Annotated in this window: 24 protein-coding genes and 2 tRNA genes; 17 read left to right on the top strand and 9 right to left on the bottom strand. The window is 70.1% G+C overall.

What is annotated here, in order from left to right; all coding sequences use genetic code 11:
- Positions 1-17 precede the first annotated feature (17 nt).
- A complete protein-coding gene (locus tag IEZ24_RS17355; RefSeq protein ID WP_129455878.1) occupies positions 18-1,232 on the top strand; it encodes a pyridoxal phosphate-dependent aminotransferase in 1,215 nt (404 codons plus the stop codon).
- Between the two features lie 46 nt (positions 1,233-1,278).
- Positions 1,279-2,058, top strand: a complete 780-nt coding sequence (locus tag IEZ24_RS17350) for a lysophospholipid acyltransferase family protein (protein WP_129455877.1) — start codon at positions 1,279-1,281, stop codon at positions 2,056-2,058.
- Between the two features lie 132 nt (positions 2,059-2,190).
- Here IEZ24_RS17350 and IEZ24_RS17345 read toward each other — a convergent pair whose 3' ends face one another.
- The 8 genes from IEZ24_RS17345 to rpmH form a co-directional block, all read right to left on the bottom strand.
- Complete coding sequence (locus IEZ24_RS17345; RefSeq protein ID WP_129455876.1) at positions 2,191-3,207, bottom strand: ParB/RepB/Spo0J family partition protein; 1,017 nt, start codon at positions 3,205-3,207, stop codon at positions 2,191-2,193.
- Positions 3,204-4,058, bottom strand: a complete 855-nt coding sequence (locus IEZ24_RS17340; RefSeq protein WP_242498533.1) for a ParA family protein — start codon at positions 4,056-4,058, stop codon at positions 3,204-3,206. The genes IEZ24_RS17345 and IEZ24_RS17340 overlap by 4 nt, the downstream gene beginning before the upstream one ends.
- A gap of 294 nt (positions 4,059-4,352) precedes the next feature.
- The gene (gene rsmG / locus IEZ24_RS17335; RefSeq protein WP_242498532.1) at positions 4,353-5,051 is read right to left on the bottom strand and encodes a 16S rRNA (guanine(527)-N(7))-methyltransferase RsmG; all 699 of its coding nucleotides are present in this window, start codon (positions 5,049-5,051) and stop codon (positions 4,353-4,355) included.
- 29 nt (positions 5,052-5,080) lie between these two features.
- Positions 5,081-5,644 (bottom strand): Jag family protein, encoded by a 564-nt coding sequence (locus tag IEZ24_RS17330; RefSeq protein ID WP_165356124.1) that lies wholly within the window; start codon positions 5,642-5,644, stop codon positions 5,081-5,083.
- 64 nt (positions 5,645-5,708) lie between these two features.
- Positions 5,709-6,680: a membrane protein insertase YidC gene (gene yidC / locus IEZ24_RS17325; protein ID WP_129455873.1), complete on the bottom strand. Its 972-nt coding sequence runs from the start codon at positions 6,678-6,680 to the stop codon at positions 5,709-5,711.
- Positions 6,681-6,959 (bottom strand): membrane protein insertion efficiency factor YidD, encoded by a 279-nt coding sequence (gene yidD / locus IEZ24_RS17320; RefSeq protein WP_129455872.1) that lies wholly within the window; start codon positions 6,957-6,959, stop codon positions 6,681-6,683. It lies immediately after the preceding gene.
- On the bottom strand, positions 6,956-7,309 hold the full coding sequence (gene rnpA / locus IEZ24_RS17315; protein WP_129455871.1) for a ribonuclease P protein component: 354 nt from the start codon (positions 7,307-7,309) through the stop codon (positions 6,956-6,958). The genes yidD and rnpA overlap by 4 nt, the downstream gene beginning before the upstream one ends.
- Positions 7,310-7,334: 25 nt before the next feature.
- The gene (gene rpmH, locus IEZ24_RS17310) at positions 7,335-7,472 is read right to left on the bottom strand and encodes a 50S ribosomal protein L34 (RefSeq protein WP_011758123.1); all 138 of its coding nucleotides are present in this window, start codon (positions 7,470-7,472) and stop codon (positions 7,335-7,337) included.
- Positions 7,473-8,032: 560 nt separating this feature from the next.
- On the opposite strand from rpmH, the gene dnaA reads away from it, so the two are divergent.
- The 12 genes from dnaA to IEZ24_RS17255 all read left to right on the top strand — a co-directional run bounded on the left by dnaA (position 8,033) and on the right by IEZ24_RS17255 (position 20,557).
- Positions 8,033-9,496 carry a chromosomal replication initiator protein DnaA gene (dnaA, locus tag IEZ24_RS17305; protein WP_129455909.1) on the top strand — a complete coding sequence of 488 codons (1,464 nt, stop codon included), beginning with the start codon at positions 8,033-8,035 and terminating at the stop codon, positions 9,494-9,496.
- A gap of 508 nt (positions 9,497-10,004) precedes the next feature.
- Positions 10,005-11,144 carry a DNA polymerase III subunit beta gene (dnaN, locus tag IEZ24_RS17300; RefSeq protein WP_129455870.1) on the top strand — a complete coding sequence of 380 codons (1,140 nt, stop codon included), beginning with the start codon at positions 10,005-10,007 and terminating at the stop codon, positions 11,142-11,144.
- Between the two features lie 15 nt (positions 11,145-11,159).
- The gene (gene gnd, locus IEZ24_RS17295) at positions 11,160-12,155 is read left to right on the top strand and encodes a phosphogluconate dehydrogenase (NAD(+)-dependent, decarboxylating) (protein WP_275938089.1); all 996 of its coding nucleotides are present in this window, start codon (positions 11,160-11,162) and stop codon (positions 12,153-12,155) included.
- 10 nt (positions 12,156-12,165) lie between these two features.
- A complete protein-coding gene (gene recF / locus IEZ24_RS17290) occupies positions 12,166-13,392 on the top strand; it encodes a DNA replication/repair protein RecF (RefSeq protein ID WP_129455868.1) in 1,227 nt (408 codons plus the stop codon).
- Positions 13,382-13,960: a DUF721 domain-containing protein gene (locus tag IEZ24_RS17285; protein ID WP_129455867.1), complete on the top strand. Its 579-nt coding sequence runs from the start codon at positions 13,382-13,384 to the stop codon at positions 13,958-13,960. The genes recF and IEZ24_RS17285 overlap by 11 nt, the downstream gene beginning before the upstream one ends.
- 303 nt (positions 13,961-14,263) lie before the next feature.
- On the top strand, positions 14,264-16,465 hold the full coding sequence (gyrB, locus tag IEZ24_RS17280) for a DNA topoisomerase (ATP-hydrolyzing) subunit B (RefSeq protein ID WP_129455908.1): 2,202 nt from the start codon (positions 14,264-14,266) through the stop codon (positions 16,463-16,465).
- 60 nt (positions 16,466-16,525) lie between these two features.
- Positions 16,526-19,198 (top strand): DNA gyrase subunit A, encoded by a 2,673-nt coding sequence (gene gyrA, locus IEZ24_RS17275; protein WP_129455866.1) that lies wholly within the window; start codon positions 16,526-16,528, stop codon positions 19,196-19,198.
- 7 nt (positions 19,199-19,205) lie between these two features.
- Positions 19,206-19,751, top strand: a complete 546-nt coding sequence (locus tag IEZ24_RS17270; RefSeq protein ID WP_129455865.1) for a DUF3566 domain-containing protein — start codon at positions 19,206-19,208, stop codon at positions 19,749-19,751.
- Positions 19,752-19,820: 69 nt separating this feature from the next.
- Positions 19,821-19,894 (top strand) — tRNA-Ile (locus tag IEZ24_RS17265).
- 46 nt (positions 19,895-19,940) lie between these two features.
- Positions 19,941-20,066, top strand: coding sequence for a DLW-39 family protein (locus IEZ24_RS21800; protein WP_210428882.1), 126 nt, complete (start codon positions 19,941-19,943; stop codon positions 20,064-20,066).
- 31 nt (positions 20,067-20,097) lie between these two features.
- Positions 20,098-20,173, top strand: a tRNA-Ala gene (locus IEZ24_RS17260).
- 189 nt (positions 20,174-20,362) lie between these two features.
- Positions 20,363-20,557 (top strand): hypothetical protein, encoded by a 195-nt coding sequence (locus IEZ24_RS17255; RefSeq protein WP_129455864.1) that lies wholly within the window; start codon positions 20,363-20,365, stop codon positions 20,555-20,557.
- A 15-nt stretch (positions 20,558-20,572) separates the two neighbouring features.
- On the opposite strand, the gene IEZ24_RS17250 is transcribed toward IEZ24_RS17255, so the two are convergent.
- Positions 20,573-21,049, bottom strand: coding sequence for a hypothetical protein (locus IEZ24_RS17250; RefSeq protein ID WP_129455863.1), 477 nt, complete (start codon positions 21,047-21,049; stop codon positions 20,573-20,575).
- Between the two features lie 261 nt (positions 21,050-21,310).
- Between IEZ24_RS17250 and leuE the strand changes: the two genes are divergently transcribed.
- The 3 genes from leuE (at position 21,311) to IEZ24_RS17235 (ending at position 23,216) form a co-directional block, all read left to right on the top strand.
- A complete protein-coding gene (gene leuE, locus IEZ24_RS17245; RefSeq protein WP_129455862.1) occupies positions 21,311-21,982 on the top strand; it encodes a leucine efflux protein LeuE in 672 nt (223 codons plus the stop codon).
- A gap of 100 nt (positions 21,983-22,082) precedes the next feature.
- A complete protein-coding gene (locus IEZ24_RS17240) occupies positions 22,083-22,811 on the top strand; it encodes an SURF1 family protein (RefSeq protein WP_165356123.1) in 729 nt (242 codons plus the stop codon).
- Positions 22,812-22,835: 24 nt separating this feature from the next.
- Positions 22,836-23,216, top strand: a complete 381-nt coding sequence (locus IEZ24_RS17235) for a DUF3817 domain-containing protein (protein ID WP_129455860.1) — start codon at positions 22,836-22,838, stop codon at positions 23,214-23,216.
- Positions 23,217-23,246 lie beyond the last annotated feature (30 nt).

Here is a 23,246-nt window from a genome sequence, read left to right as displayed (position 1 = left end):
GCCTGAGAGGATGAGTCGTGCGCCCGATCCGACAGAGCAAGAAGCTGCAAGGTGTCCGCTACGACGTGCGCGGGCCGATCCTGGTCGAGGCACAGCGGCTCGAGGCAGAGGGGCACCGCATCCTCAAGCTCAACATCGGCAACACCGCGCCGTTCGGCTTCGAGGCTCCCGAGCAGATCCTCGCCGACATGATCCACCACCTGCCGCAGTCGCAGGGGTACGCCGACAGCCAGGGCATCTGGTCGGCACGGACCGCGGTCATGCACTACTACCAGTCCCGCGGGCTGCGTGACGTCGGCGTCGAGGACATCTTCATCGGCAACGGCGTCTCCGAGCTGATCTCGATGGTGCTGCAGGCCTTCGTCGACGACGGCAACGAGATCCTCGTGCCGGCGCCGGACTACCCGCTCTGGACGGGTGCCGTAACGCTCGCCGGCGGGATCCCGGTGCACTACCGGTGCGACGAGGAGAACGACTGGAACCCCGACCTCGCCGACATCGAGTCGAAGATCACCGAGAACACGCACGCGATCGTCATCATCAACCCCAACAACCCCACCGGTGCCGTCTACAGCGAGGAGACGGTCAAGGCGCTCGTCGACATCGCGCGACGGCACCAGCTCGTCGTGATGGCCGACGAGATCTACGAGAAGATCCTGTTCGAGGACGCCGAGCACCACCACGCGGCCACCTACGGCGGCAACGACGTGCTGTGCCTGACGTTCTCCGGGCTCTCCAAGGCCTACCGGGTCTGCGGCTACCGCGCCGGCTGGGTGATGATCTCCGGCCCCAAGGAGGTCGCGACCGACTTCCTCGAGGGCCTCACCCTCATCGCCAACATGCGGATGTGCGCCAACGTGCCCGCCCAGCACGCGATCCAGACCGCCCTGGGCGGCTACCAGTCGATCGAGGAGCTCATCGGTCCCGGCGGCCGCTTCTACGAGCAGTCGATGCTCGCGCACCGCCTCCTCAACGAGATCCCCGGTGTCAGCAACGTCAAGCCGCGCGGCGCGCTCTACTGCTTCCCCCGGCTCGACCCACAGGTCTACCCGATCGACGACGACCAGGAGTTCGTCATCGACCTGCTGCGCGCCAAGAAGATCCTCGTCACCCACGGAACGGGCTTCAACTGGCCCGAGCCGGACCACTTCCGCCTGGTCACGCTGCCCGAGGCGAGCGTGCTCGAGGAGGCCATCGGCCGGATCGCCGACTTCCTCGCCACGCGACGCTGATCACGAAGGGTCGCGGTCCGCACCGGGGGACCCTAGGCTCCTCGCCATGCGCGATGTGACCTACCCCCCGATCATCGTCACCGCCAAGGCGGCCTTCAAGGCGCTGGGCCAGCGCATCGTGCTGACCGGTACGGAGAACGTGCCGCGCGAGGGCGGGGTGCTGCTCGCCTACAACCACGTCGGCTACGTGGACTTCGTCTACGGCGGCCTCGCCGCCAACCCCTCCGGGCGACTGGTGCGGTTCATGGCCAAGCGCGAGCTCTTCGACCACCGGTGGGTCGGCCCGCTCATGCGCTCCCTGAACCACATCGAGGTCGACCGCGGTGAGGGCCTCCAGAGCTTCCACACGGCCGTCGACTACCTGCGCCGGGGCGAGGCGGTCGGGATCTTCCCGGAGGCGACCATCTCGCGCGCGATGGAGCTCAAGGAGTTCAAGACCGGCGCCGTACGCATCGCGGCCGAGGCCGGCGTGCCCCTCGTCCCCGTCATCATGTGGGGCACCCAGAGGATGATGACGAAGGACCACCCGCGCGACTTCTCACGCGGGAAGACCATCGCGATCACGGTCGGTGAGCCGATGCACCCCACGGGGGCCGACCCGGTCGGCGACACGGCCCGGCTCCACGCACAGATGTCGCGGATGCTCGCCGACACCGTCGCCGCCTATCCCGCCGACGAGCAGCCTCCCGGTTCCTGGTGGGTGCCCGCCTCCATGGGTGGCTCCGCCCCCACGCTCGAGGAGGCCGCTCGACTCGACGCCGCGGAGAAGCGCGAGCGCGCCCGCAAGCGTGCGGAGAAGCGGGCAAAGCGACAAAGCGGTAAGTAGACCTGTCGCCCTGTAGATCTGTCGCTACGTCGCTTTGTCGACAAATCCCCTCCCGGCGGTGGAGCGGCCGGGCGCAGCGTCACTCCGGAGCCACGCGGCCTGCTCCGTCGTCGCAGGCCGCTGTCCGTCACATCAGATCGGTCGGTCGTCGCGGTTGCGCGGATCCATGATGTCGACGATGCGGCGGAGGTCGTCGAGGCTGGCGAACTCCACGGTGATCTTCCCCTTGGCCTTGCCGAGGTCCACCTTGACCCGCGTCTCGAACCGGTCGGAGAGCCGGTCGGCCAGCTCGGACAGTCCGGGCGCCACGGGCTTGGCCCGCAACGCACGAGGCGCGTCGTCCTGCTCGACACCGACCGAGACGATCTCCTCCAGCCCGCGCACCGAGATGCCCTCGGCGGTCACGCGGGCCGCGAGCTTGTCCTGGAGTCCGGCGTCCTCGACCGAGAGCAGCGCCCGGGCGTGGCCCGCGGACAGGACGCCAGCTGCGACCCGGCGCTGGACGGCGGGCGAGAGCTTAAGCAGGCGCAGCGTGTTCGAGATCTGCGGTCGCGACCGCCCGATGCGCTGGGCGAGCTCGTCGTGGGTGCACCCGAAGTCCTCGAGCAGCTGGCCGTAGGCGGCGGCCTCCTCGAGCGGGTTCAGCTGCGAGCGGTGGAGGTTCTCCAGGAGCGCGTCGCGCAGCATGTCGTTGTCGTCGGTCTCGCGCACGATCGCGGGGATCGTGTCGCGGCCGGCCTCCTGGGAGGCCCGCCAGCGACGCTCGCCCATGATGAGCTCGTACGCGTCCTCGCCCGTCCGGCGGACGACGACCGGCTGGAGCAGGCCGACCTCGCGGATCGAGTGGACGAGCTCGGCGAGGGCCTCCTCCTCGAAGACCTGGCGCGGCTGCCGGGCGTTGGGGCGCACCTGCATGATCGGCAGCTCGGCGAAGTAGGCGCCTGCGACCTGGCCACCGGCGACGGCGTCACGGGGCTCGACGCCGTTGCGCGACTCGGGTCGGCCGCCGGCAACTGCTCCGTTGCTCGTGCTCGCCGCGGGCGAGGCCTCCTGGACGGTCGAGGGTGCCGGTGCCGGCTGGCTGGGGGTCGTCGGGATCAGCGAGCCCAGGCCGCGCCCGAGCCCACGACGAGGGGGGTTGGCGTTCATGCGGGCGCTCCCTTGCTGGCGATCTCGCGGGCGGCCTCCAGGTAGGAGAGTGCTCCCGCCGACGCAGGATCGTAGGTCATCACCGTCTGACCGTAGGACGGCGCTTCGGAGACCCGCACCGAGCGGGGCACGGCGGTCTTCAGCACCTGGTCGCCGAAGTGGCTGCGCACCTCGTCGGCGACGCCGGCGGCCAGCCGCGTGCGCGCGTCGTACATGGTCAGGAGGATCGTGGAGATGGTGAGTCGCGGGTTGAGGTGCTGTCGCACCATCTCCACGGTCTCGAGCAGCATGCCCAGACCCTCGAGCGCGTAGTACTCCGCCTGGATCGGGATGAACATCTCGCGGCCGGCGACGAGAGCGTTGAGGGTGAGGAGGCCCAGCGAGGGCGGGCAGTCGACGAACACGTAGTCGAGCCGCTCGTCCCCGACCTCGGCCGCCGAGCCCACGAGCGGATGGGCGGCGATGGCCCGGGCGAGGCGCTGCTCGCGCGCCACCACGCTGACGAGCTCGATCTCGGCACCCGCCAGGTCGATCGTGGCAGGGACGGCCCACAGCCCGGGGAGGTCGGCGCACTCGGTCATGACGTCGGCCAGCGGCTGTCCCTCGACGAGCATGTCGTAGGTCGAGGGGGTGCCCCGGTGGTGCTCCACCCCGAGCGCGGTCGAGGCGTTGCCCTGCGGGTCGAGGTCGATGACGAGCACCTTCTGGCCCAGCTGCGCGAGACCGGCCGCGACGTTGACGGTCGAGGTCGTCTTGCCGACGCCACCCTTCTGGTTGGCGACCACCACGACCCGGGTCTGGTCGGGCCGCGGAACACCCTGCCGGCGCAGGCCGCCCGAACGAGCGAGCACGGAGTGCTGGGCAGCCTGGGCGAGAGGGGTGCCGTGGTCGGTGAACTCGGCCTCGCGTGCCGCGAGATCACCAGCGGTACGGACCTGCCACGCGGGGCGCGTTTCACGTGAAACGTCCACCGGCGGGGTTTCACGTGAAACATCAGCGCCATCCGCAGCCTGTGGATGAACATCACCAGTCTGTGGATAGCCGCGCTCAGCAGGGGTGTCTGAACCGGTGGAAAACGGATACGGCGCATCCTCGCGAGCACGCCACCCCGCGTCGTGGGGAGAACCCTCGGTCGTCAACTCAGCTCACCTCTCGCGCGCTGCACGTCGGTCATGTCGCGGCGAACGCCGCTTTCGTTCCCGGGCAAGGGGCCAACCTATCCGGGCAGGGTCCGCCCACGGCACCCGCACCACGGTGGTCGGTGGAAAAACCACCTCCAGGCCGAGTTCCATCACCTCGGGTTCGCCGCACCTCCAGGTCGCGAGGAACGACCGAGCGGACTCGATCTCCTCGTGCACCGACTGCCCCTTCATCGCCACGAGTGCGCCCTCGGGCGCCACCAGCGGCATCGACCATCCCAGGAGCCGCTCCAGGGGTGCGACAGCCCGGGAGGTGACGACGTCGAACGTCTCCTGGCCGTGCAGGTCGTCGGCTCGCCCCCGCACGACCGTGACGCGGTCGAGCCCGAGGTCCTCCACGACCTCCTCGAGGAACGTGGTGCGTCGGAGCAGCGGCTCCACCAGGGTGACCCGCACGTCGGGTCGCGCGATCGCGAGGACGAGGCCGGGCAGGCCGGCCCCGCTGCCGATGTCGCAGACTGCCGCACCCTGCGGGACCGCCTCGGACAGCACGGCAGAGTTCAGCAGGTGACGATCCCACAGACGCGGCGTCTCCCGCGGCCCGATCAGCCCGCGGACCACACCTTCTGTCGCGAGCAGGTGCGCGTAACGCTCCGCGAGAGGTAGTTGCTCGGACGCGAAAACCCTCCGGGCCTCGGGAGGCACGGAGGGCGTTTCACGTGAAACCTCGTCGCTCACGCGGGGAGGATCACCACGTAGCGCTTGGGCTCGGCGCCCTCGGACTCGGACGTGAGCCCCGCGGCGGCAACCGCGTCGTGCACGACCTTCCGCTCGAAGGCGCTCATCGGCTCCAGGGAGACGGACTCGCCCGACTCACGCACGGCTGCGATGGACTTCTCGGCGATCGCCACGAGCCGGGTGCGCTGCTGGGCACGGTGGCCACCGACGTCGAGCATCAGGCGCGAGCGCTCGCCCGTCTCACGGTAGACCGCGAGCCGGGTGAGCTCCTGGAGCGCCTCCAGGACCTCGCCGTTGCGACCCACGAGCAGGCTGAGGTCGGCGCCGCCGATCTGCACGCTCGCACGGTCGCCCTCGACGTCCATGTCCAGGTCGCCGTCGAGGTCCGCGATGTCCAGCAGCTCCTCGAGGTAGTCCGCCGCGATGTCGCCCTCGTGCTCGAGGCGCTCCACCTTGGAGGGGCGGGGCTTCGAGCCGTCCGCCGGCGCGTCTGCGGCCAGGTCCTCGCCGTCGTGCTCCACGTTGTCGACGGCTTCGCCGTCCGTCAGCTGCTCACTCACAGTGGTGTCTCCTGCTTCTCGATCAGGTGCGACGCCGCCGGGGCGACGATCGCGGATGTCTGGGTCAGCGCTTCTTCTTGCTGCGCTGGGCCTTGGTCTGGCGCTGCGGCTGCTGACGCGTCTGGGACTTCTCTGCGCGTCGCGCCTCCGCCTCGGCCGCGAGCCGCTCCTCCTCGAGCTGCGCCGGGGTCTTGATCCCCTTGCGCGCTGCCTTGGCGCGGTCGCGCTCCTCCTTGGCGTCCGCTGCGGGAGTGCCGGGCGCCGGGTTGTTGCGGATCACGTAGAACTGCTGGCCCATCGTCCACAGGTTCGACGTCGTCCAGTAGAAGAGGACGCCGACAGGGAAGGCGATGCCACCCACGGCGAAGACGACGGGGAGCACGTAGAGCAGCATCTTCTGCTGCTGCGCGTACGGACCGGACAGGGCGTCGGGCGGCATGTTCTTGCTCATCAGCTGGCGCTGGGTGAGGAAGGTGGTCGCCGTCATCGCGAGCACGAGCACCGCGGCGAGGACCCGGACCTCGACGCCGTCGGCGTTGAGGAACGTGTCCGAGATCCTGCCGCCGGCGAACACCGCGGAGCGGAGCTGCTCGTTCAGCTCCGGAGTCATCAGGCCGCGCTTCTTCTGCGGGTTGCGGGCGGCCTGGTCGAGGATGCGGAACAGCGCGAGGAAGATCGGCATCTGCAGCAGGATCGGCAGGCACGAGGAGAACGGGTTGGTCCCCGAGTCCTTGTAGAGCTTCATCGTCTCCTGGGCGAGCCGCTCACGGTCGTGACCGTACTTCTTCTGCAGCTCACGCACCTTGGGCTGGATGAGCTGCATGTTGCGGCTGGACTTGATCTGCTTGACGAAGAGCGGGATGAGCGCAGCGCGGACCACGAGCGTGAGCCCGATGATCGACAGCACCCAGGCAAGACCGGACGTGGGCCCGAACAGGTCCCCGAAGACGTTGTGGAAGCCCACCAGCACGAAGGAGATCGCGTAGTAGAGCGGCGTCATGATGGCGCTGCCGATGGAGGTGAAGAAGTCGATCACTCAAGCTCCCTGGCTCGGGGTGGTGGAGCCCACGCCTGTGGCGTGGGGGGGAACGCGGGGTTGATCACGGGGCGGGACCGGGTCGTACCCGCCGTCGGACCACGGGTGGCAGCGGACGAGGCGGCGTGCGCCGAGCCAGGTGCCGCGCAGCGAGCCGTGCACGGTGACGGCTTCGAGGGCGTACGCCGAGCAGCTCGGGTGGTAGCGGCAGACCTGGCCGTAGAGCGGGCTGATGGCGAAGCGCCACGCGCGGATGAAGCCGATGAGGAGGTACTTCACGACGCGCTCACCCGATCGAGCGTACGCGCCAGGTCGGCGCCGAGCCGGGCGTACGACGCGTCGGCCGCGGCCGGCAGTGCCCGCACCACGAGTGCAGCACGACCCGGGAGCTCCTCCAGTGCGGGGAGGTGCTCCCGGGTCAGGTGCCGAAGTCGCCTCTTCACGCGGTTGCGTGTGACGGCATTCCCCACGGACTTGCCCACCGTGAAGCCCACCTGTGCCGGACCCGGGGCCGAAGCCTGGTCCACCCACATGTGGACGACGAGCGTCGAGCACCCGGCGCGTCGCCCGTTGCGGACCGTGCGGCGGAAGCCGTCACTGTCGGTGAGGCGATGGTCAGCGGAGAGCACGGCGGGTTGCCGTGAGCCCTGGGCCTCAGACGGCCAGGCTCTTGCGGCCCTTGCGGCGACGGCTCGACAGGATCGCGCGCCCGGCACGGGTCCGCATGCGGAGGCGGAAGCCGTGCACCTTGTGACGGCGACGGTTGTTCGGCTGGTACGTACGCTTGCTCACGGCATTTCTCCGAAGGTTTCGAGGGATGTCCACTCCGAGCGAGGATCGATGCTGGCCCAGGTTCAGGCCCAAAGCTCAGGAACTTCGGCCGGCACCGCCCACCCACGCGGCCGCCGTGTGGCGGATCGTGGACATGCGGCACCCGTCGACAGGGAGCGACCGGCCAACGGTACGCGGAGGAGAAAGTGGGGGTCAAACCCTCGAGCCCACCCCTGGGGCCAGCCTGTGGATGACGTCTTGCTCCGTACGCGGCCCGGTTGTTACGTTCAACTTCTCCGCGGTCGCGTCGGACCACGGTCCTCCCGGGGTGCACGACTCGGTGTGATCCGGGTCACACGGCCTCCGAACAGGCCTCTGACCTGCGGAAACGCTGGAAGGATCGCTTACCGGCGCAGCGCGGAGAGCTCGGCCACCCCGGTCGGGACAAACAGTGCACAGCTTGTGGACAACTCTGTGGAAGCACAACCGGTCAGGGTCGCGCAGAACACACCCGACAGACCGGGACGGGCACGGATCGACGTGCCCGGCGAGGTGCGACAGGCACGGCTGAGCACGACGACATTGGTGGAAGCGAAGGCGGTCCGGTGGACGACCAGCAGGTAGATCTCGGAACGGCGTGGCAGCAGATCGTCGCGGACCTCCAGCCCAACCAGCGGGCGTGGCTGCGGCCCAGCGTCCCGATGACGCTCCACGAGAACACCGCGATCATCGCCGTCCCCAACGACTTCACCCGCAACCAGCTCGAGGGCCGGCTGCGCAACCACATCGAGGACGCGCTCAGCGAGGGGTTCGGCCGCGAGATCCGCATGCTCGTCACGGTCAACCCCGCCCTGGAGGACGCCGAGCCCATCCCGGTCGACGAATCGACAGATCGATCTGTCTCCATGTCGACAAATGACCACCAGCCCTACGAGGCGTCGGTCCCGGAGCAGATGGACCACCTCGACCCCACGCCGACCACCGGCGAGCGTCGCCCCTCCGCGCTGGAGACCCGGCTCAACCCCAAGTACACCTTCGAGACCTTCGTCATCGGCTCGTCCAACCGGTTCCCGCACGCGGCGGCCGTGGCCGTGGCCGAGGCGCCCGGCAAGGCGTACAACCCGCTCCTCGTCTACGGCGAGTCCGGCCTGGGCAAGACGCACCTGCTCCACGCGATCGGCCACTACGTGCGCAGCCTCTACAGCAACGCCAAGGTGCGCTACGTCTCCAGCGAGGAGTTCACCAACGAGTTCATCAACGCGATCCGCGACGACCGCCAGGACCGGTTCAAGCGGCGCTACCGCGACGTCGACGTCCTGCTCATCGACGACATCCAGTTCCTCGAGGGCAAGACCCAGACGCAGGAGGAGTTCTTCCACACGTTCAACACCCTCCACAACGCCAACAAGCAGATCGTCCTCACCTCCGACCGCGCGCCCAAGCGCCTCGAGGCGCTCGAGGACCGCCTGCGCAACCGGTTCGAGTGGGGCCTGATCACCGACGTCCAGCCGCCGGACCTCGAGACCCGCATCGCCATCCTCCGCAAGAAGGCCGCGATGGACCGGCTCACGGCGCCGCCGGACGTGCTGGAGTTCATCGCCTCCAAGATCCAGACCAACATCCGCGAGCTCGAGGGCGCGCTGATCCGGGTCACGGCCTTCGCCAACCTCAACCGCCAGGAGGTCGACATGACCCTGGCCGAGATCGTCCTCAAGGACCTGATCCCCGAGGGCGGCGAGCCCGAGATCACCCACGCGCTGATCATCGCCCAGACCGCCGCCTACTTCGGCGTCTCGCTCGAGGACCTCACCGGCCCCTCACGGGGACGGCACCTGGTGATGGCTCGCCAGATCGGCATGTACCTCTGCCGCGAGCTGACCTCGATGTCACTGCCGCAGATCGGTCGCGAGTTCGGCGGCCGCGACCACACCACCGTGATGTACGCCGACCGCAAGATCCGCCAGCTCCTCGCCGAGCGCCGCGCGGTCTTCAACCAGGTCAGCGAGCTCACCAACCGCGTCAAGATGCAGGCCCGCCAGGCCTGACGCGCCTCGCGCGCCGTCCGCCTCGCCCGCGCCTGCACCTCCGGTAACTGCCCCGTACGTGCACTCCCGCCCCCACCGGTGCGGGCGGGACCGTCTCCACCGACCCGTTACCGCTCGCCGACCGGGGCCGCCGCCGGGTGTGGAGAACATGTGGTTCCGTCCGGCGCTTCGTCCCCAGCCCCTGTGGACACCTCGGGACGAACCACACGTGCTCGCGCTGCGTCCACACCGAACGCCTGGGCGTCCGACTGCCTCCACAACCCTCATCCACAACCATTTCGGGCCCTGACATGCACGAACGCCCGTCATCCACAGTTTCCACGGACCCTACGACGACTGTGAACCTCAAGACTGGTCCGACAACCCACCAACGCCTGACCGACCTCCCTCTGGGGAGAACCCTGCCGAAGCCTCGCCGGCGCGTGGCAGGATGCACTTCCCACGCGCACGTGTGTGGTTCCCGTCTGCCTGCCCGTTGCTCGCCCCACCTCTCCTCGAGGAGACCCTTGTGAAGTTCCGCGTCGAACGCGACGTCTTCGCCGATGCCGTTGCCTGGGCTGCCCGCAGCCTGCCCGTCCGTCCCAGCTCCCCGGTCCTGGCCGGCCTGCTGATCGAGGCGAGCGACGCCGGTCTGGTGCTCTCCACCTTCGACTACGAGACCTCGGCGCGCGCCACCCTCTCCGCCGAGGTCAACGACGAGGGCCGGGCCCTGGTCAGTGGCCGCCTGCTCGCCGACATCTGCCGCAGCCTGCCGGCCAAGCCGGTGGAGCTCACCCTCGAGGGCCCGCGCGTCTCGCTCACCTGCGGGTCCGCGCGCTTCAGCCTCCAGACCATGCCTGTCTCGGACTATCCGACGCTGCCCGAGATGCCGTCCGCCACCGGGACGGTCTCCAGCGCCGACTTCGCGCACGCCGTCGCCCAGGCGGTCACCGCCGCGGGCCGCGACGACATGCTGCCGGTCCTCACGGGCGTACGGATCGAGATCGACGGGTCCACGATGGCGCTGCTCGCCACCGACCGCTTCCGGCTCTCGCACCGCGAGCTGACCTGGAACCCGCAGTCCCCCGACGTGTCCGTGGCCGCCCTGGTGCCCGCCAAGGTGCTCGGCGACACCGCCAAGTCGCTCACGTCCGGGGCCGAGATCACCATCGCGCTGAGCACCAGCGGCACCGGCGAGGGCCTCATCGGGTTCGAGGGCACCGGCCTCGGCGGCGTACGCCGCACGACGACCCGCCTGCTCGACGGCGAGTTCCCGAAGGTCCGCTCGCTCTTCCCGGCCGAGCACCTCACGGTGGCGAAGGTCAACAAGGCCGAGCTCATCGAGACCGTCAAGCGCGTCGCGCTCGTCGCCGAGCGCAACACGGCCGTGCAGATGAAGTTCGGCGACAACCAGATCGTGCTCGACGCCGGGTCCGGCGACGAGGCGATGGCGACCGAGGCCGTGGACGCCGAGATCGACGGCGACGACCTGACGACCGGCTTCAACCCGCAGTTCCTCCTCGACGGCCTCACGGCCATCGACGGGGAGTTCGTCGACCTCGCCTTCACCCAGGCGACCAAGCCCGTGGTCATCTCGGGCACCGACGCCGCGGACGACGACGCCAGCTCGTTCCGCTACCTGCTGATGCCCCGGCGCCTGCTCTCGTAGGTCGACCTCCGAGGGGTGGGGACTAGGCTCACCGACATGGACATCGGACTCATCGGGCTCGGCAAGATGGGCGGCAACATGCGCGAGCGCATGCGTCGCGCGGGACTCACGGTCGTGGGCTACGACCGCAACCCCGACGTCAGCGACGTCGACTCGCTCGCCGCACTCGTCGAGGCACTGCCCAGCCCCAAGGTCGTCTGGGTCATGGTGCCTGCCGGCGACCCGACACGGGCCACCGTCGCCGAGCTCGCCGACCTCCTGGGCGAGGGCGACGTGGTGGTCGACGGTGGCAACTCGCGCTGGACCGACGACCTCGCCAACGCCGAGCTGCTCGCCGGCAAGGGCATCGGCTACGTCGACTGCGGCGTCTCCGGAGGCGTGTGGGGCCTCGAGAACGGCTACGCCCTGATGTACGGCGGCGACGCCGACGACATCGCCAAGGTGCAGCCGGCCTTCGACGCCCTCAAGCCCGAGGGCGAGTTCGGGTCCGTGCACGCCGGCAAGGTCGGCGCCGGGCACTTCTCCAAGATGGTCCACAACGGCATCGAGTACGCGATCATGCAGGCGTACGCCGAGGGCTGGGAGCTGCTGGAGAAGGCCGAGCTCACCGACAACGTGACCGAGGTCTTCCGTTCGTGGCGCGAGGGCACCGTCATCCGCTCGTGGCTGCTCGACCTGATGGTCAACGCCCTCGACGAGGACCCCGGGCTCAGCCAGGTCGCCGGCTACGCCGAGGACTCCGGCGAGGGTCGCTGGACCGTCGAGGCCGGCATCGAGAACGCTGTGGCCACCCCTGCGATCACCGCCGCGCTCTACGCCCGCTTCGTGTCCCGCCAGGACGACGCCCCGACGATGAAGGCGATCGCCGCGATGCGCAACCAGTTCGGCGGCCACGCCGTGCGCTCCTCCGCGCCCAAGGGCGGCGACGCCGAGGGCGCCACCGGTGCCGAGCAGTCCGAGTCCGCGCAGAAGGCCGGCGCCGGCAGCGACCGGGAGACCGGGGAGAGCTAGGCCTGACCCGTTGCACGTCGCCCACCTGAGCCTCCACGACTTCCGTTCCTACGGCGACATCGACGTCGCCCTGGAGCCGGGGGCGACGGCCTTCATCGGCCGCAACGGGCAGGGCAAGACCAACCTCGTCGAGGCGATCGACTACCTCTCCCGACTGTCCTCGCACCGGGTCGCGACCGATGCGCCGCTGGTGCGCGCGGGCGCCGACCAGGCGATCGTGCGCGCGTCGGTGGTCAAGGAGGGACGTACGGCGCTCCTGGAGGTCGAGCTCAACCCCGGACGCGCCAACCGGGCCCGGATCAACCGCTCCCCCCTCCCCCGGCCGCGCGAGATCATCGGCCTGGTGCGGACGGTGGTCTTCGCGCCCGACGACCTCACCCTGGTCAAGGGCGACCCGTCCGACCGCAGGAAGTTCCTCGACGACCTGCTCATGCTCCGTACGCCGCGCCTCGCGGGCGTGCGGTCGGACTACGACCGGATCCTCAAGCAGCGCAACAGCCTGCTCAAGACGGCCGGACTCGCACGCGGCTCCTCCCGGGACGCGGCGATGGCGACGCTGGAGATCTGGGACGACAACCTCGCCAGGGTCGGCGCGGAGATCCTGGGTGCGCGGCTGCAGCTCGTCGAGGACCTGCGGCCCTACCTGGGCAAGGCCTACGAGGCGGTGGCCCGCGGCGCGAGCCGTGACGACGCCGACCTCGAGTACAAGGCCAGCATCGACCTGTCTGGTCTCGGTTTCGACACGGTTGCTGCGCAACCTGCTCAACCAGCGACTGACACGCCGCTGGTTGAGCAGGGCGAGGAACGAGCCCGTGTCGAAACCAAGGCCCCCCTCCAGACAGCGCTCCTCGACGCGATCGCCTCGCGTCGCAAGGAGGAGCTCGACCGCGGGATCTCCCTCGTCGGCCCGCACCGCGACGAGCTGCTGCTCACCCTTGGCGACCCGCAGCTGCGGCTGCCGGTCAAGGGGTACGCCTCCCACGGCGAGTCGTGGTCGTTCGCGCTGGCGCTGCGCCTGGCGTCGTACGACCTGTTGCGAGCCGACGGCGACGACCCGATCCTCGTGCTCGACGACGTCTTCGCCGAGCTCGACTCCGAGCGCCGCAACCAGCTCGCCCAGCTCGTGGCGGGCGCCGAGCAGGTCCTCGTCACGGCCGCCGTGGCCGCGGACGTGCCCGCCTCGCTCCAGGGCGTGCGCTTCCTCGTCGCGGACGGGACGGTGACCCGTGACGGGTGAGGCGCCGGGAAACGACGCGGCCGAGGCCTCGGGCGCCGAGCCCGCCCCGGAGAAGCCTGTCGTCGAGGCGCACCGGCCCGACGGCCTCGACCTCGCGCGGGCGGCCGCGCGCGCCGCGGCGGCCAACCCGGGCGCGGCACCCGCGCGGCGGCGTACGTCCTCCTTCCGACGACGGACCATGCCCAAGGCGTCCGGGGCGCGACCCGACGACCGCGACCCCCAGCTGCTCGAGCAGGCGATGGGCCGGCTGATCGCCAACCATGGCTGGGAGGTCGACCTCCGGGTGCAGGGGGTCTTCGGCCGGTGGGCCGAGCTCGTCGGGTCGGAGGTGGCGGACCACTGCACGCCGGAGTCGTTCGACGAGGGACGGCTCGTCGTCCGCACGGACTCCACGGCCTGGGCCACGCAGCTCAAGCTGCTCGCGCCGAGCATCGTGCGCCGGCTCAACGAGGAGCTCGGCCACGGCACCGTCACCGTGATCGAGGTGCTCGGGCCGCACCTGCCGAGCTGGACGAAGGGCCGGTTCTCGAGCCGTGACGGGCGCGGCCCGCGCGACACCTACGGGTGATCGCGCGAGAGCCTCGTTCTGCCGATCTGGGAGCCGTACGACCACATGGGGCCCCACCGACCCCCCTGTTCGAGCGGCTGAACGGCTCCCACGGGGCCGCTGGGGGCACTTTTTCGCGCTGATCCATCCCCAGTCCGGGGTGTGCGCTTCGGTTCAGGGCTCCTGACAGGTAATATGAGCGTACGAGTCGCACGTCGTGTTGCAGGCGCAACCGCAGCGACTCGACTCATGTCGAACGCCCTCGGACGAGTTCCGCGGCGATGAGCAGAAGGCTGTGCCTTGAGCGAACAGAATCACGAGTCCATCCCGGCCACCACCCCCGATTCTGACCCCACTCCACAGCCCTCCCCTCCCTCCGACGGATCGCCCAGCGAGAGCGAGCGCGCCGAGGCGCTCGCCGCTGCCGTCGAGGAGGCGGTCGAGGCCGTCGAGGAGAAGCGCTCCACCACCGCCGTCGACGGCAGCGTCGAGTACGACGCCTCCGCGATCCAGGTACTCGAGGGCCTCGAGGCGGTCCGCAAGCGCCCCGGCATGTACATCGGCTCCACCGGCGAGCGAGGCCTGCACCACCTGATCTGGGAGATCGTGGACAACGGCGTCGACGAGGCCCTCGCCGGCTACGCGACCCGGATCGTGCTCACCCTCCAGGCCGACGGCGGCGTGCGCGTCGAGGACAACGGCCGCGGCATCCCCACCGACACCGCCCCCGGCCAGGACATGCCCGCGCTCACGATGGCGCTGACCATGCTCCACGCCGGCGGCAAGTTCGGCGGCGGCGGCTACAAGGTCTCCGGCGGCCTCCACGGCGTCGGCGTGTCCGTGGTCAACGCGCTGTCCACCCGGCTCGTCGCCGAGGTGAAGAACCGGGGCCACCTGTGGCGCCAGACCTTCCAGCTCGGCGTGCCCGACGCCGACCTCGAGCAGGTCCGCCCGATGGAGGACGGCGAGCAGACCGGCACCACCGTCACCTGGTACGCCTCGGAGGAGATCTTCGAGCACACCAACTACAACCTCGAGACCATCACCTCCCGGCTGCGCGAGATGGCCTTCCTCAACAAGGGCGTCGAGTTCATCGTGCGCGACGAGCGCCCCGACGCCGAGGCGCGCGTCGACGCCGTCCAGGACGACACCATCGAGAACGAGGTCGACAACGCCGGCCACGACGCGATCAAGCGCGCCGAGACCGGCGGCCTCGAGCAGGTCTTCAAGTACGACCGCGGCCTCGTCGACTACGTCGAGCACCTCAACCGTCGCAAGACCGCGGCCAACCCGAGCGTCATCTCCTTCGAGGCCGAGACCGCCGAGGGAGCCGCGGGGCAGCACATGAGCCTCGAGGTCGCGATGCAGTGGAACACCTCCTACACCGAGTCGGTCCACACCTTCGCCAACAACATCAACACCCACGAGGGCGGCACCCACGAGGAGGGCTTCCGCGCCGCGCTGACCTCCCTGGTCAACAACTGGGGCGAGGAGTGGGGCCTGATCAAGAAGAAGGAGGACCGCGTCTCGGGCGACGACATCCGCGAGGGCCTGACCGCGATCATCTCGATCAAGCTCGGCGAGCCGCAGTTCGAGGGCCAGACCAAGACCAAGCTCGGCAACACCGAGGCCAAGGGCTTCACCCAGCGGATCATGAACGACCAGCTCGGCGCGTGGCTCGAGCAGAACCCCGCCGAGGGTCGCGAGATCGTCCGCAAGTCGCAGGCCGCGGCGAGCGCCCGCATCGCAGCACGCAAGGCCCGCGAGCTCGCCCGCAACCGCAAGGGGCTGCTCGGCGGCGGCGGACTGCCCGGCAAGCTCAGCGACTGCCAGTCGACCAACCCCGCCGAGTGCGAGGTCTTCATCGTCGAGGGCGACTCGGCCGGCGGCTCGGCCCGCCAGGGCCGCGACCCGCGCATCCAGGCGATCCTCCCGATCCGCGGCAAGATCCTCAACGTCGAGAAGGCCCGCATCGACAAGGTGCTCGCCAACTCCGAGGTCCAGGCGATCATCTCCGCGCTCGGCACCGGCATCCACGAGGAGTTCAACCTCGAGAAGCTGCGCTACCACAAGGTCGTGATGATGGCCGACGCCGACGTCGACGGCCACCACATCAACACCCTGCTGCTCACGCTGCTGTTCCGCTTCATGAAGCCGCTGATCGAGCACGGCTACGTCTACATGGCCCAGCCCCCGCTCTACCGCCTGCGCTGGAACAAGCCCGCCGAGCACGAGTTCGTCTACTCCGACGCCGAGCGCGACGCGCTGCTCGCCGACGGCCAGGCGCAGGGCAAGAAGCTCCCCAAGGAGAACCCGGTCCAGCGCTACAAGGGTCTCGGCGAGATGAACGCCGACGAGCTGTGGGAGACCACGATGGACCCCGACGCCCGCCTGATGAAGCAGGTCACGCTCGAGGACGCCGCCCAGGCCGACGAGATCTTCTCGATCCTCATGGGCGAGGACGTCGAGCAGCGCCGCTCGTTCATCCAGCGCAACGCCAAGGACGTCCGCTTCCTCGATATCTAGGTCGCTAGCCGGATCTACGACCAGCCCTAGACATCGATAGAACGCAGGAGAAGGACAGAGATGACTGAGACCCCCACCGGCACCGGAGCAGGCGGCTTCGGGTTCGGCGACGACCGCATCCAGCCGATCGAGCTCCAGACGCTGATGCAGCAGTCCTACATCGACTACGCGATGACCGTGATCGTCGGGCGCGCGCTGCCCGACGTACGCGACGGGCTCAAGCCGGTGCACCGCCGCATCCTCTACGCGATGTACGACGGCGGCTACCGACCCGACCGCGGCTTCTCGAAGTGCTCGCGCGTCGTCGGCGACGTGATGGGCCAGTACCACCCCCACGGCGACACCGCGATCTACGACACCATGGTCCGCCTCGCGCAGCCGTGGGTGCTGCGCGCACCGCTGATCAACGGCCAGGGCAACTTCGGCTCGCCGGGCAACGACTCCGCCGCCGCCATGCGGTACACCGAGTGCCGCATGGCGCCGCTGGCGATGGAGATGGTGCGCGACATCGACGAGGACACCGTCGACTTCCGCCCCAACTACGACGGTCGCTCGCAGGAGCCGACCATCCTCCCCTCGCGGTTCCCCAACCTCCTGGTCAACGGCTCGGCCGGCATCGCGGTCGGCATGGCGACCAGCATCCCGCCGCACAACCTGCGCGAGGTCGCCGAGGGCGCCGTGTGGGCGCTCGAGCACCCCGACGCCACCAAGGAGGAGCTGCAGGACGCGCTCGTCGAGCGCATCAAGGGCCCCGACTTCCCCAACGGCGCGCTCATCGTGGGGCGCCAGGGCATCGAGCAGGCCTACCGCACCGGGCGCGGCTCGATCACCCAGCGCGCGGTCGTGGAGATCGACGAGGACGCCAAGGGCCGCGTCATGCTGGTCATCAGCGAGCTCCCCTACATGGTCAACCCGGACAACCTCGCGCTGAAGATCGCCGAGCTCGCCGACTCCGGCAAGATCCAGGGCATCTCCGACGTCCGCGACGACACCAGCTCGCGCACCGGCCAGCGGCTGGTCATCATCCTCAAGCGCGACGCCGTCGCCCGGGTCGTGCTCAACAACCTGTTCAAGCACACCGAGCTCCAGACCAACTTCTCCGCCAACATGCTGGCGCTGGTCGACGGCGTGCCGCGCACGCTGCCGATCGACCAGTTCATCTCCCACTGGGTGACCCACCAGATCGAGGTCATCCAGCGGCGTACGCGCTTCCGCCTCGCGGAGGCCGAGCGCCAGGCCCACATCTACCGCGGGCTCGCCAAGGCGCTCGACGCCCTGGACGAGGTCATCGCGCTGATCCGCCGCAGCCCCGACGTCGAGGAGGCCCGCACCGGCCTCATCGACCTCCTGGACATCGACGAGGTCCAGGCCAACGCGATCCTCGAGATGCAGCTGCGTCGCCTCGCCGCCCTCGAGCGCCAGAAGATCATGGACCGCCTCGCCGAGCTCGAGCGCGTGATCGCCGACCTCGAGGACATCCTCGCCAACGAGGCCCGCCAGCGGCAGATCGTCTCCGACGAGCTCACCGAGATCGTCGACAAGTACGGCAACGACCGGCGCTCGCAGATCATCGCCGCCGACGGCGACCTCTCGATGGAGGACCTGATCCCCGACGAGGACCTGGTCGTCTCCATCACCCGCGGCGGCTACGCCAAGCGCACCCGCGCCGACCAGTACCGCCTGCAGAAGCGCGGCGGCAAGGGCGTACGTGGTGCCACGCTGCGCGGCGACGACGTCGTCCAGCACTTCATCGCGACCACCAACCACCACTGGCTGCTGTTCTTCACCACGGCCGGTCGCGTCTACCGCACCAAGGCCTACAACCTGCCCGAGGCGGCGCGCGACGCGAAGGGCGGCCACGTCGCCGGCCTGCTGAGCTTCCAGCCCGACGAGGACATCGCGCAGGTGCTGGCGATCCGCGACTACGAGCAGGCCCCCTACCTGGTGCTCGCCACCCGCAACGGCCTGGTGAAGAAGACCAAGCTGGGCGACTACAACAGCCCGCGCCAGGCCGGCGTCATCGCGATCAACTTCCGCGAGGAGGACGACGAGCTGATCGGCGCCGAGCTGGTCAACGGCGACGACGACATCCTGCTGGTGTCCCGCAAGGGCCAGGCGATCCGCTTCCAGGCCAGCGACGACCAGCTGCGCCCGATGGGCCGCGCCACCGGCGGCGTACGGGGCATGAAGTTCAAGCACGACGAGGACTCCGTGCTCTCCCTCTCGGTGATCCGGGCCGCGCAGGTCGCGGCTGAGGAGGCCGCCGAGGCACGTCTCGTCGAGGACGGCGAGGCGCCGGCGGACATCGCGCCCGGCGACCTGCCGGACGTGAAGGAGCAGTACGTCTTCACGATCACTGACGGCGGCTACGCCAAGCGCACGCGGATCACCGACTACCGCATCACCAACCGCGGCGGCGTCGGCATCCGTGCCGTCAGGCTCAGCAACGAGGACCGCGGCGGCCTGGTCGGCGCGTTCATCGTGGAGGAGGGCGACGCGGTCCTGTCGATCACCAGCGGCGGCCAGGTCGTACGCAGCCCCATCGACGCCAACTTCCGGGCCACCGGTCGCGACAGCCAGGGCGTGAAGTTCGTGACGCCCAAGAAGGGCGACACCGTCGCCGTCGTGGCTCGCTCGGTGGAGGCGACCGAGGAGGACGAGGAATCGCCCGTTGTGGCCGACGGTGCAACAATCGACGGTCAGGACGCCCCTGCCGACACCACCGAGGAGTGAGTGATCCATGTCGGAACGCACCGCGACTCCCCGACGTACGTCCGGGGACGAGCCCGCCAAGCGGTCCCTGACCGACCGGCTGCAGGACACCTTCTCCAGCGCCGCCGAGGAGCACCGGGCGAACGCCGGACCCCGCGAGGCGAGGGGCAGCCGCGCCCGCCGAGTGCCGGGCCGGCAGCCGCGCCGGGCCCGCCTGCGGCTGACCCGCATCGACCCGTGGTCGGTGATGAAGACGTCGTTCCTGCTCTCGGTCGCCTTCGGTGTCGTCACCTTCGTCGCGATCTTCATGGTCTGGTCGGTCCTCGGTGCCGCCGGTGTGTGGGACTCGATCAACTCCGCGGTTGCGAGCATCGTCGAGGGTGACAGCGGCAACTCGACCTTCGACGTCACCGACTACGTCGGGATGTCCCGGGTGCTCGGCTTCACGCTCCTGGTCTCCGTGCTCGACGTCATCCTGATCACGGCGATCGCCACGCTGACGGCGTTCCTCTACAACCTCGCGGCCGCCCTGCTCGGCGGCATCGAGGTGACCCTCGCCGAGGACGAGAAGTGAGTCGATCCCCGATTGGCACCGCCTGACCGCGGTCAGGTAATCTTCGGCGTCGCCGCTTGCGGCGAGTGCGGGCCTATAGCTCAGACGGTTAGAGCGCTTCCCTGATAAGGAAGAGGTCACAGGTTCAAGTCCTGTTAGGCCCACTCCACATCTTCGTCCCACCCTTCGCCCCGCCACCGAGGAGAGTCCATGAAGAAGCTCCTGCTGGTCGTCCTCGCCGCAGCCGGCGCTGTGCTCGCGAAGAAGAAGCTGGACGAGGGCAAGAACGAGCAGGCCCTCTGGGCCGAGGCCACCGACACCGTCGAGAAGGCCTGACGCTCTCCTCCACCGAGCGTTCGGCGCTCACGGGGCCTTGGCGCAATTGGTAGCGCACCTGCTTTGCAAGCAGGGGGTTAGGGGTTCGAGTCCCCTAGGCTCCACCACCGCTCCGACCGCCGTGTCGTGACGACAGGGCGGCGAGACCTCCCGCCGCCCACGCGAACCGCCGAAGGACCTGTGGACCGGGCCCTTCGGCACTGGCGCGATCGCCTGCGTACGCAGAGGCTGGTAGCAGGACCAGGTCGTGGTCACGCACGCGCGTGGTCGAGGAGCTCTCCAGGGAGGTGGCACCGGTGAACAACGGCGACAGGATCGAGAAGGCCGCGGCGGCCCGCGAGGCTCGTGACGCCGTCGGGTCTGCGCAGCGACACCCCGGCAGCCGCACCGACGAGGTCGCGGCGGCGCTGAAGCACTACCTCAGCACCGAGCAGTACCGCGAGCGTGCGGAGGCGGCGCCGGACACGGACGACGACGAGCGGCGGGGATGACCCGCCGCCCCGGCGTCACTCGTGGTCGTCGGTGGGCGAGCCAGGGGGTGCTGCGTCGAGCTGCGAGAGCTGCTCGCTGAGGAGGCGTCTCATGTGGCTGCGCTGGTCGGCCTCCATCTCGCGGAGCGTGGCGATCTCGGCCTCGAGGTTCGCCTTCTCGTCGGCCAGCTGACCGAGGGCCGCTGCGCGCTCGCTCTCGAGCTCCGCGACCTGCTCCGCCCTGGTGCGGGACAGCTCGGCCGCCATCGTCGCCGCCTCGTCGCGGCTGGCCTCCCCGATCTGCTGGGCAGCGGCCTGTGCCGACGCCACCAGCGACTCGGCCTCCGTCCTCGCGTTGGCGACGAGCTCGTCCGCGGTGCGTGCGGCGACCTCCAGCATGCGTGACGGGTTGGTCGAAGCGGACCCGTCACCGCCGTCGCGTCCGGGCGTGGCCCCGTCGTGGTCTGTCGGCGAGGTGGTGCTCTCGCCCGACTGCTGGTCAAAGCTCGTCATGTCTTCTCCCATGTGAGTGCGGCCCTACAGGACATTGTGCGGATGGGGTGGTCGTCCCGTCGCCGCATGCACGATCTTCGCGCATCCGGGCGAGGTCCGGCACACATCCCACGCCACTCCCGGCGAACGACCTGCTCGCCGTCTCACATCGCAGGTGGGCCGGTGCGGGCCGGCTCCTTGCCGCGGAGCCCCGGCTGTGACGTCGGGCCCACCCCTCGAAATCGGCACGCGGTGCCCCCTGGCCGGCCCCACACTGGTCCCATGCTGGGCATCACCGACCTCCCGACCTACCTCGTCGGCCTGGTCCTGATCATCCTGCTGCCGGGCCCGAACTCGCTCTACGTCCTCTCCGTCGCCGCGCGCCGCGGGGTCCGCAGCGGGTACGCCGGGGCGGCGGGCGTGTGGACGGGGGACGCGGTGCTCATGACGCTGTCCGCGGCCGGCGTGGCGTCGCTGCTCCAGGCCAATCCCGCGGCGTTCGCCGCCGTGAAGTGGGCCGGCGCGTCGTACCTGCTCTGGCTCGCGATCGGCATGCTCCGGGCTGCCTGGGGGATGTGGCGCTCGCGCGTCCCGGTCGCCGACCAGCTCGCCGACGCCGCCGTCGAGGCCGGCGTCGAACCGCAGGCACGCGGCGAGCGGCCGTACCGCCGCGCGCTGGTGATCAGCCTGCTCAACCCCAAGGCGATCCTGTTCTTCGTCGCGTTCTTCGTGCAGTTCGTGGACCCGGCGTACGCCCACCCGGTGCTGTCCTTCCTGGTGCTCGGCACGCTGGCGACCCTCGCCAGCGCGGCGTACCTCAGCCTCCTGATCTTCGGCGGCACCCACCTCGCGGCCGCCTTCCGCAGGCGCAAGGCGCTGTCGGCGGGCGCGACGTCGGCGGTCGGCGCGGTGTTCGTCGGGTTCGCGGTCAAGCTCGCCGTCGCCTCCGCGTGAGGGCTGCCTGCCCGGCGCGCACATGGCGCGGGTCACGCGCACGCCCACGTCCGTACGGCCACCGCAGGCCGGTCACCGCCGGGCTGGGACAATCGAGCCCGTGACCGCGCCCCGCCGACCCGGCCTGCTGACCGACCTCGGCGCGGCGGCCCTGGCGCTCGTGCTGGTCGGCATCGCGGGGATGCTCGGGAAGTGGCAGTACGACGCGTGGCAGGCCTCGCGCGAGGCCGAGGCGCGCGACCTCACCGGGATCGCCCCCGTGCCGCTCGGCGACGTGATGGGCAACGACGACCCGTTCCCCGCCCCCGACCTCGGCCGCCCCGTCGAGGTCGCCGGCGAGTGGCTGGACGGTGGCTTCTGGGTCTCCGACCGCGACCGCGGGGACGAGCCGGGCTACTGGGCGGTCGCGCCGCTGCAGACCGGTGACGCGGCCGTCCTCGTCGTACGCGGGTGGGCGCCGCAGCCCGACGCCGACCTCCTCGCCGTGAGCGGCGCCGCCGACGTCACCGGCTGGCTCCAGGCGCCCGAGGGCACCCTGGTCACCGACGACGACCCCACCGACGACGTCTTCCCCGAGATCCGCGTCGCCGACGCCGTGCAGCGCGTGGACGTCGACCTCTACTCCGCCTACCTGATCAGCCAGGAGCCCGCGCCGGGCCTGCAGGAGGCCGAGCTCGAGGCGCTGCCGACCCCGAGCCGCACGACCGGGATCCGCAACCTGCTCTACGCGGTGGAGTGGTGGGTCTTCGGTGCCTTCGCCGCCTTCATCTGGTGGCGCTGGCGGCGCGACGCCACCGCGCCGCAGCTGCCCTCCCCGGCGGCCGGGTAGGCGGCGCCGGATACCTTGGGCGCCGTGTCCCGCAACCTCACCGCCTACCGCGTGATGGCCGCGATCGTCGGCGTCCTGCTCGTGGTGCTCTGCCTGGTCGGCGTCCCGCTGGCCAACTTCGACGGATCCCCGATGTGGGGCGTCTTCGACAGCACGCCGACCTGGTTCGCCACCGGCTCCGACGCCCAGCACGTGGGCGAGCTGATCACGACCTATCTCGGCGTCGCGCACGGCTGGCTCTACATGATCTTCCTGTTCAGCGCGTTCCTGCTCTCGCGTCGTGCCGGCTGGGACCTGCCGTTCACGCTGGTGACGCTGGTGTGCGGAACGATCCCGCTGCTGTCGTTCTGGGCCGAGCGTCGCGCGACCCGGCGCGTACGGGCCGAGCACCCCCAGCTCGCCTGAGCCGCCCCCGAGGCTCCGCCCCCTAGAGTC

Source organism: Nocardioides ganghwensis (assembly GCF_014779655.1).
Lineage (GTDB): Bacteria > Actinomycetota > Actinomycetes > Propionibacteriales > Nocardioidaceae > Nocardioides > Nocardioides ganghwensis.
The sequence above is the reverse complement of the archived record's forward strand: the minus strand, read 5'-3'. Positions and strand labels throughout refer to the sequence as shown.

Bases quoted from the DNA above. Each gene is read 5' to 3' on its own strand.
- IEZ24_RS17350 (WP_129455877.1), top strand. From the start codon at position 1,279: ATGCGCGATGTGACCTACCCCCCGATCATCGTCACCGCCAAGGCGGCC.
- IEZ24_RS17345 (WP_129455876.1), bottom strand. From the start codon at position 3,207: ATGAACGCCAACCCCCCTCGTCGTGGGCTCGGGCGCGGCCTGGGCTCG.
- gyrA (WP_129455866.1), top strand. From the start codon at position 16,526: ATGACTGAGACCCCCACCGGCACCGGAGCAGGCGGCTTCGGGTTCGGC.
- IEZ24_RS17270 (WP_129455865.1), top strand. From the start codon at position 19,206: ATGTCGGAACGCACCGCGACTCCCCGACGTACGTCCGGGGACGAGCCC.
- IEZ24_RS21800 (WP_210428882.1), top strand. From the start codon at position 19,941: ATGAAGAAGCTCCTGCTGGTCGTCCTCGCCGCAGCCGGCGCTGTGCTC.
- IEZ24_RS17250 (WP_129455863.1), bottom strand. From the start codon at position 21,049: ATGACGAGCTTTGACCAGCAGTCGGGCGAGAGCACCACCTCGCCGACA.
- leuE (WP_129455862.1), top strand. From the start codon at position 21,311: ATGCTGGGCATCACCGACCTCCCGACCTACCTCGTCGGCCTGGTCCTG.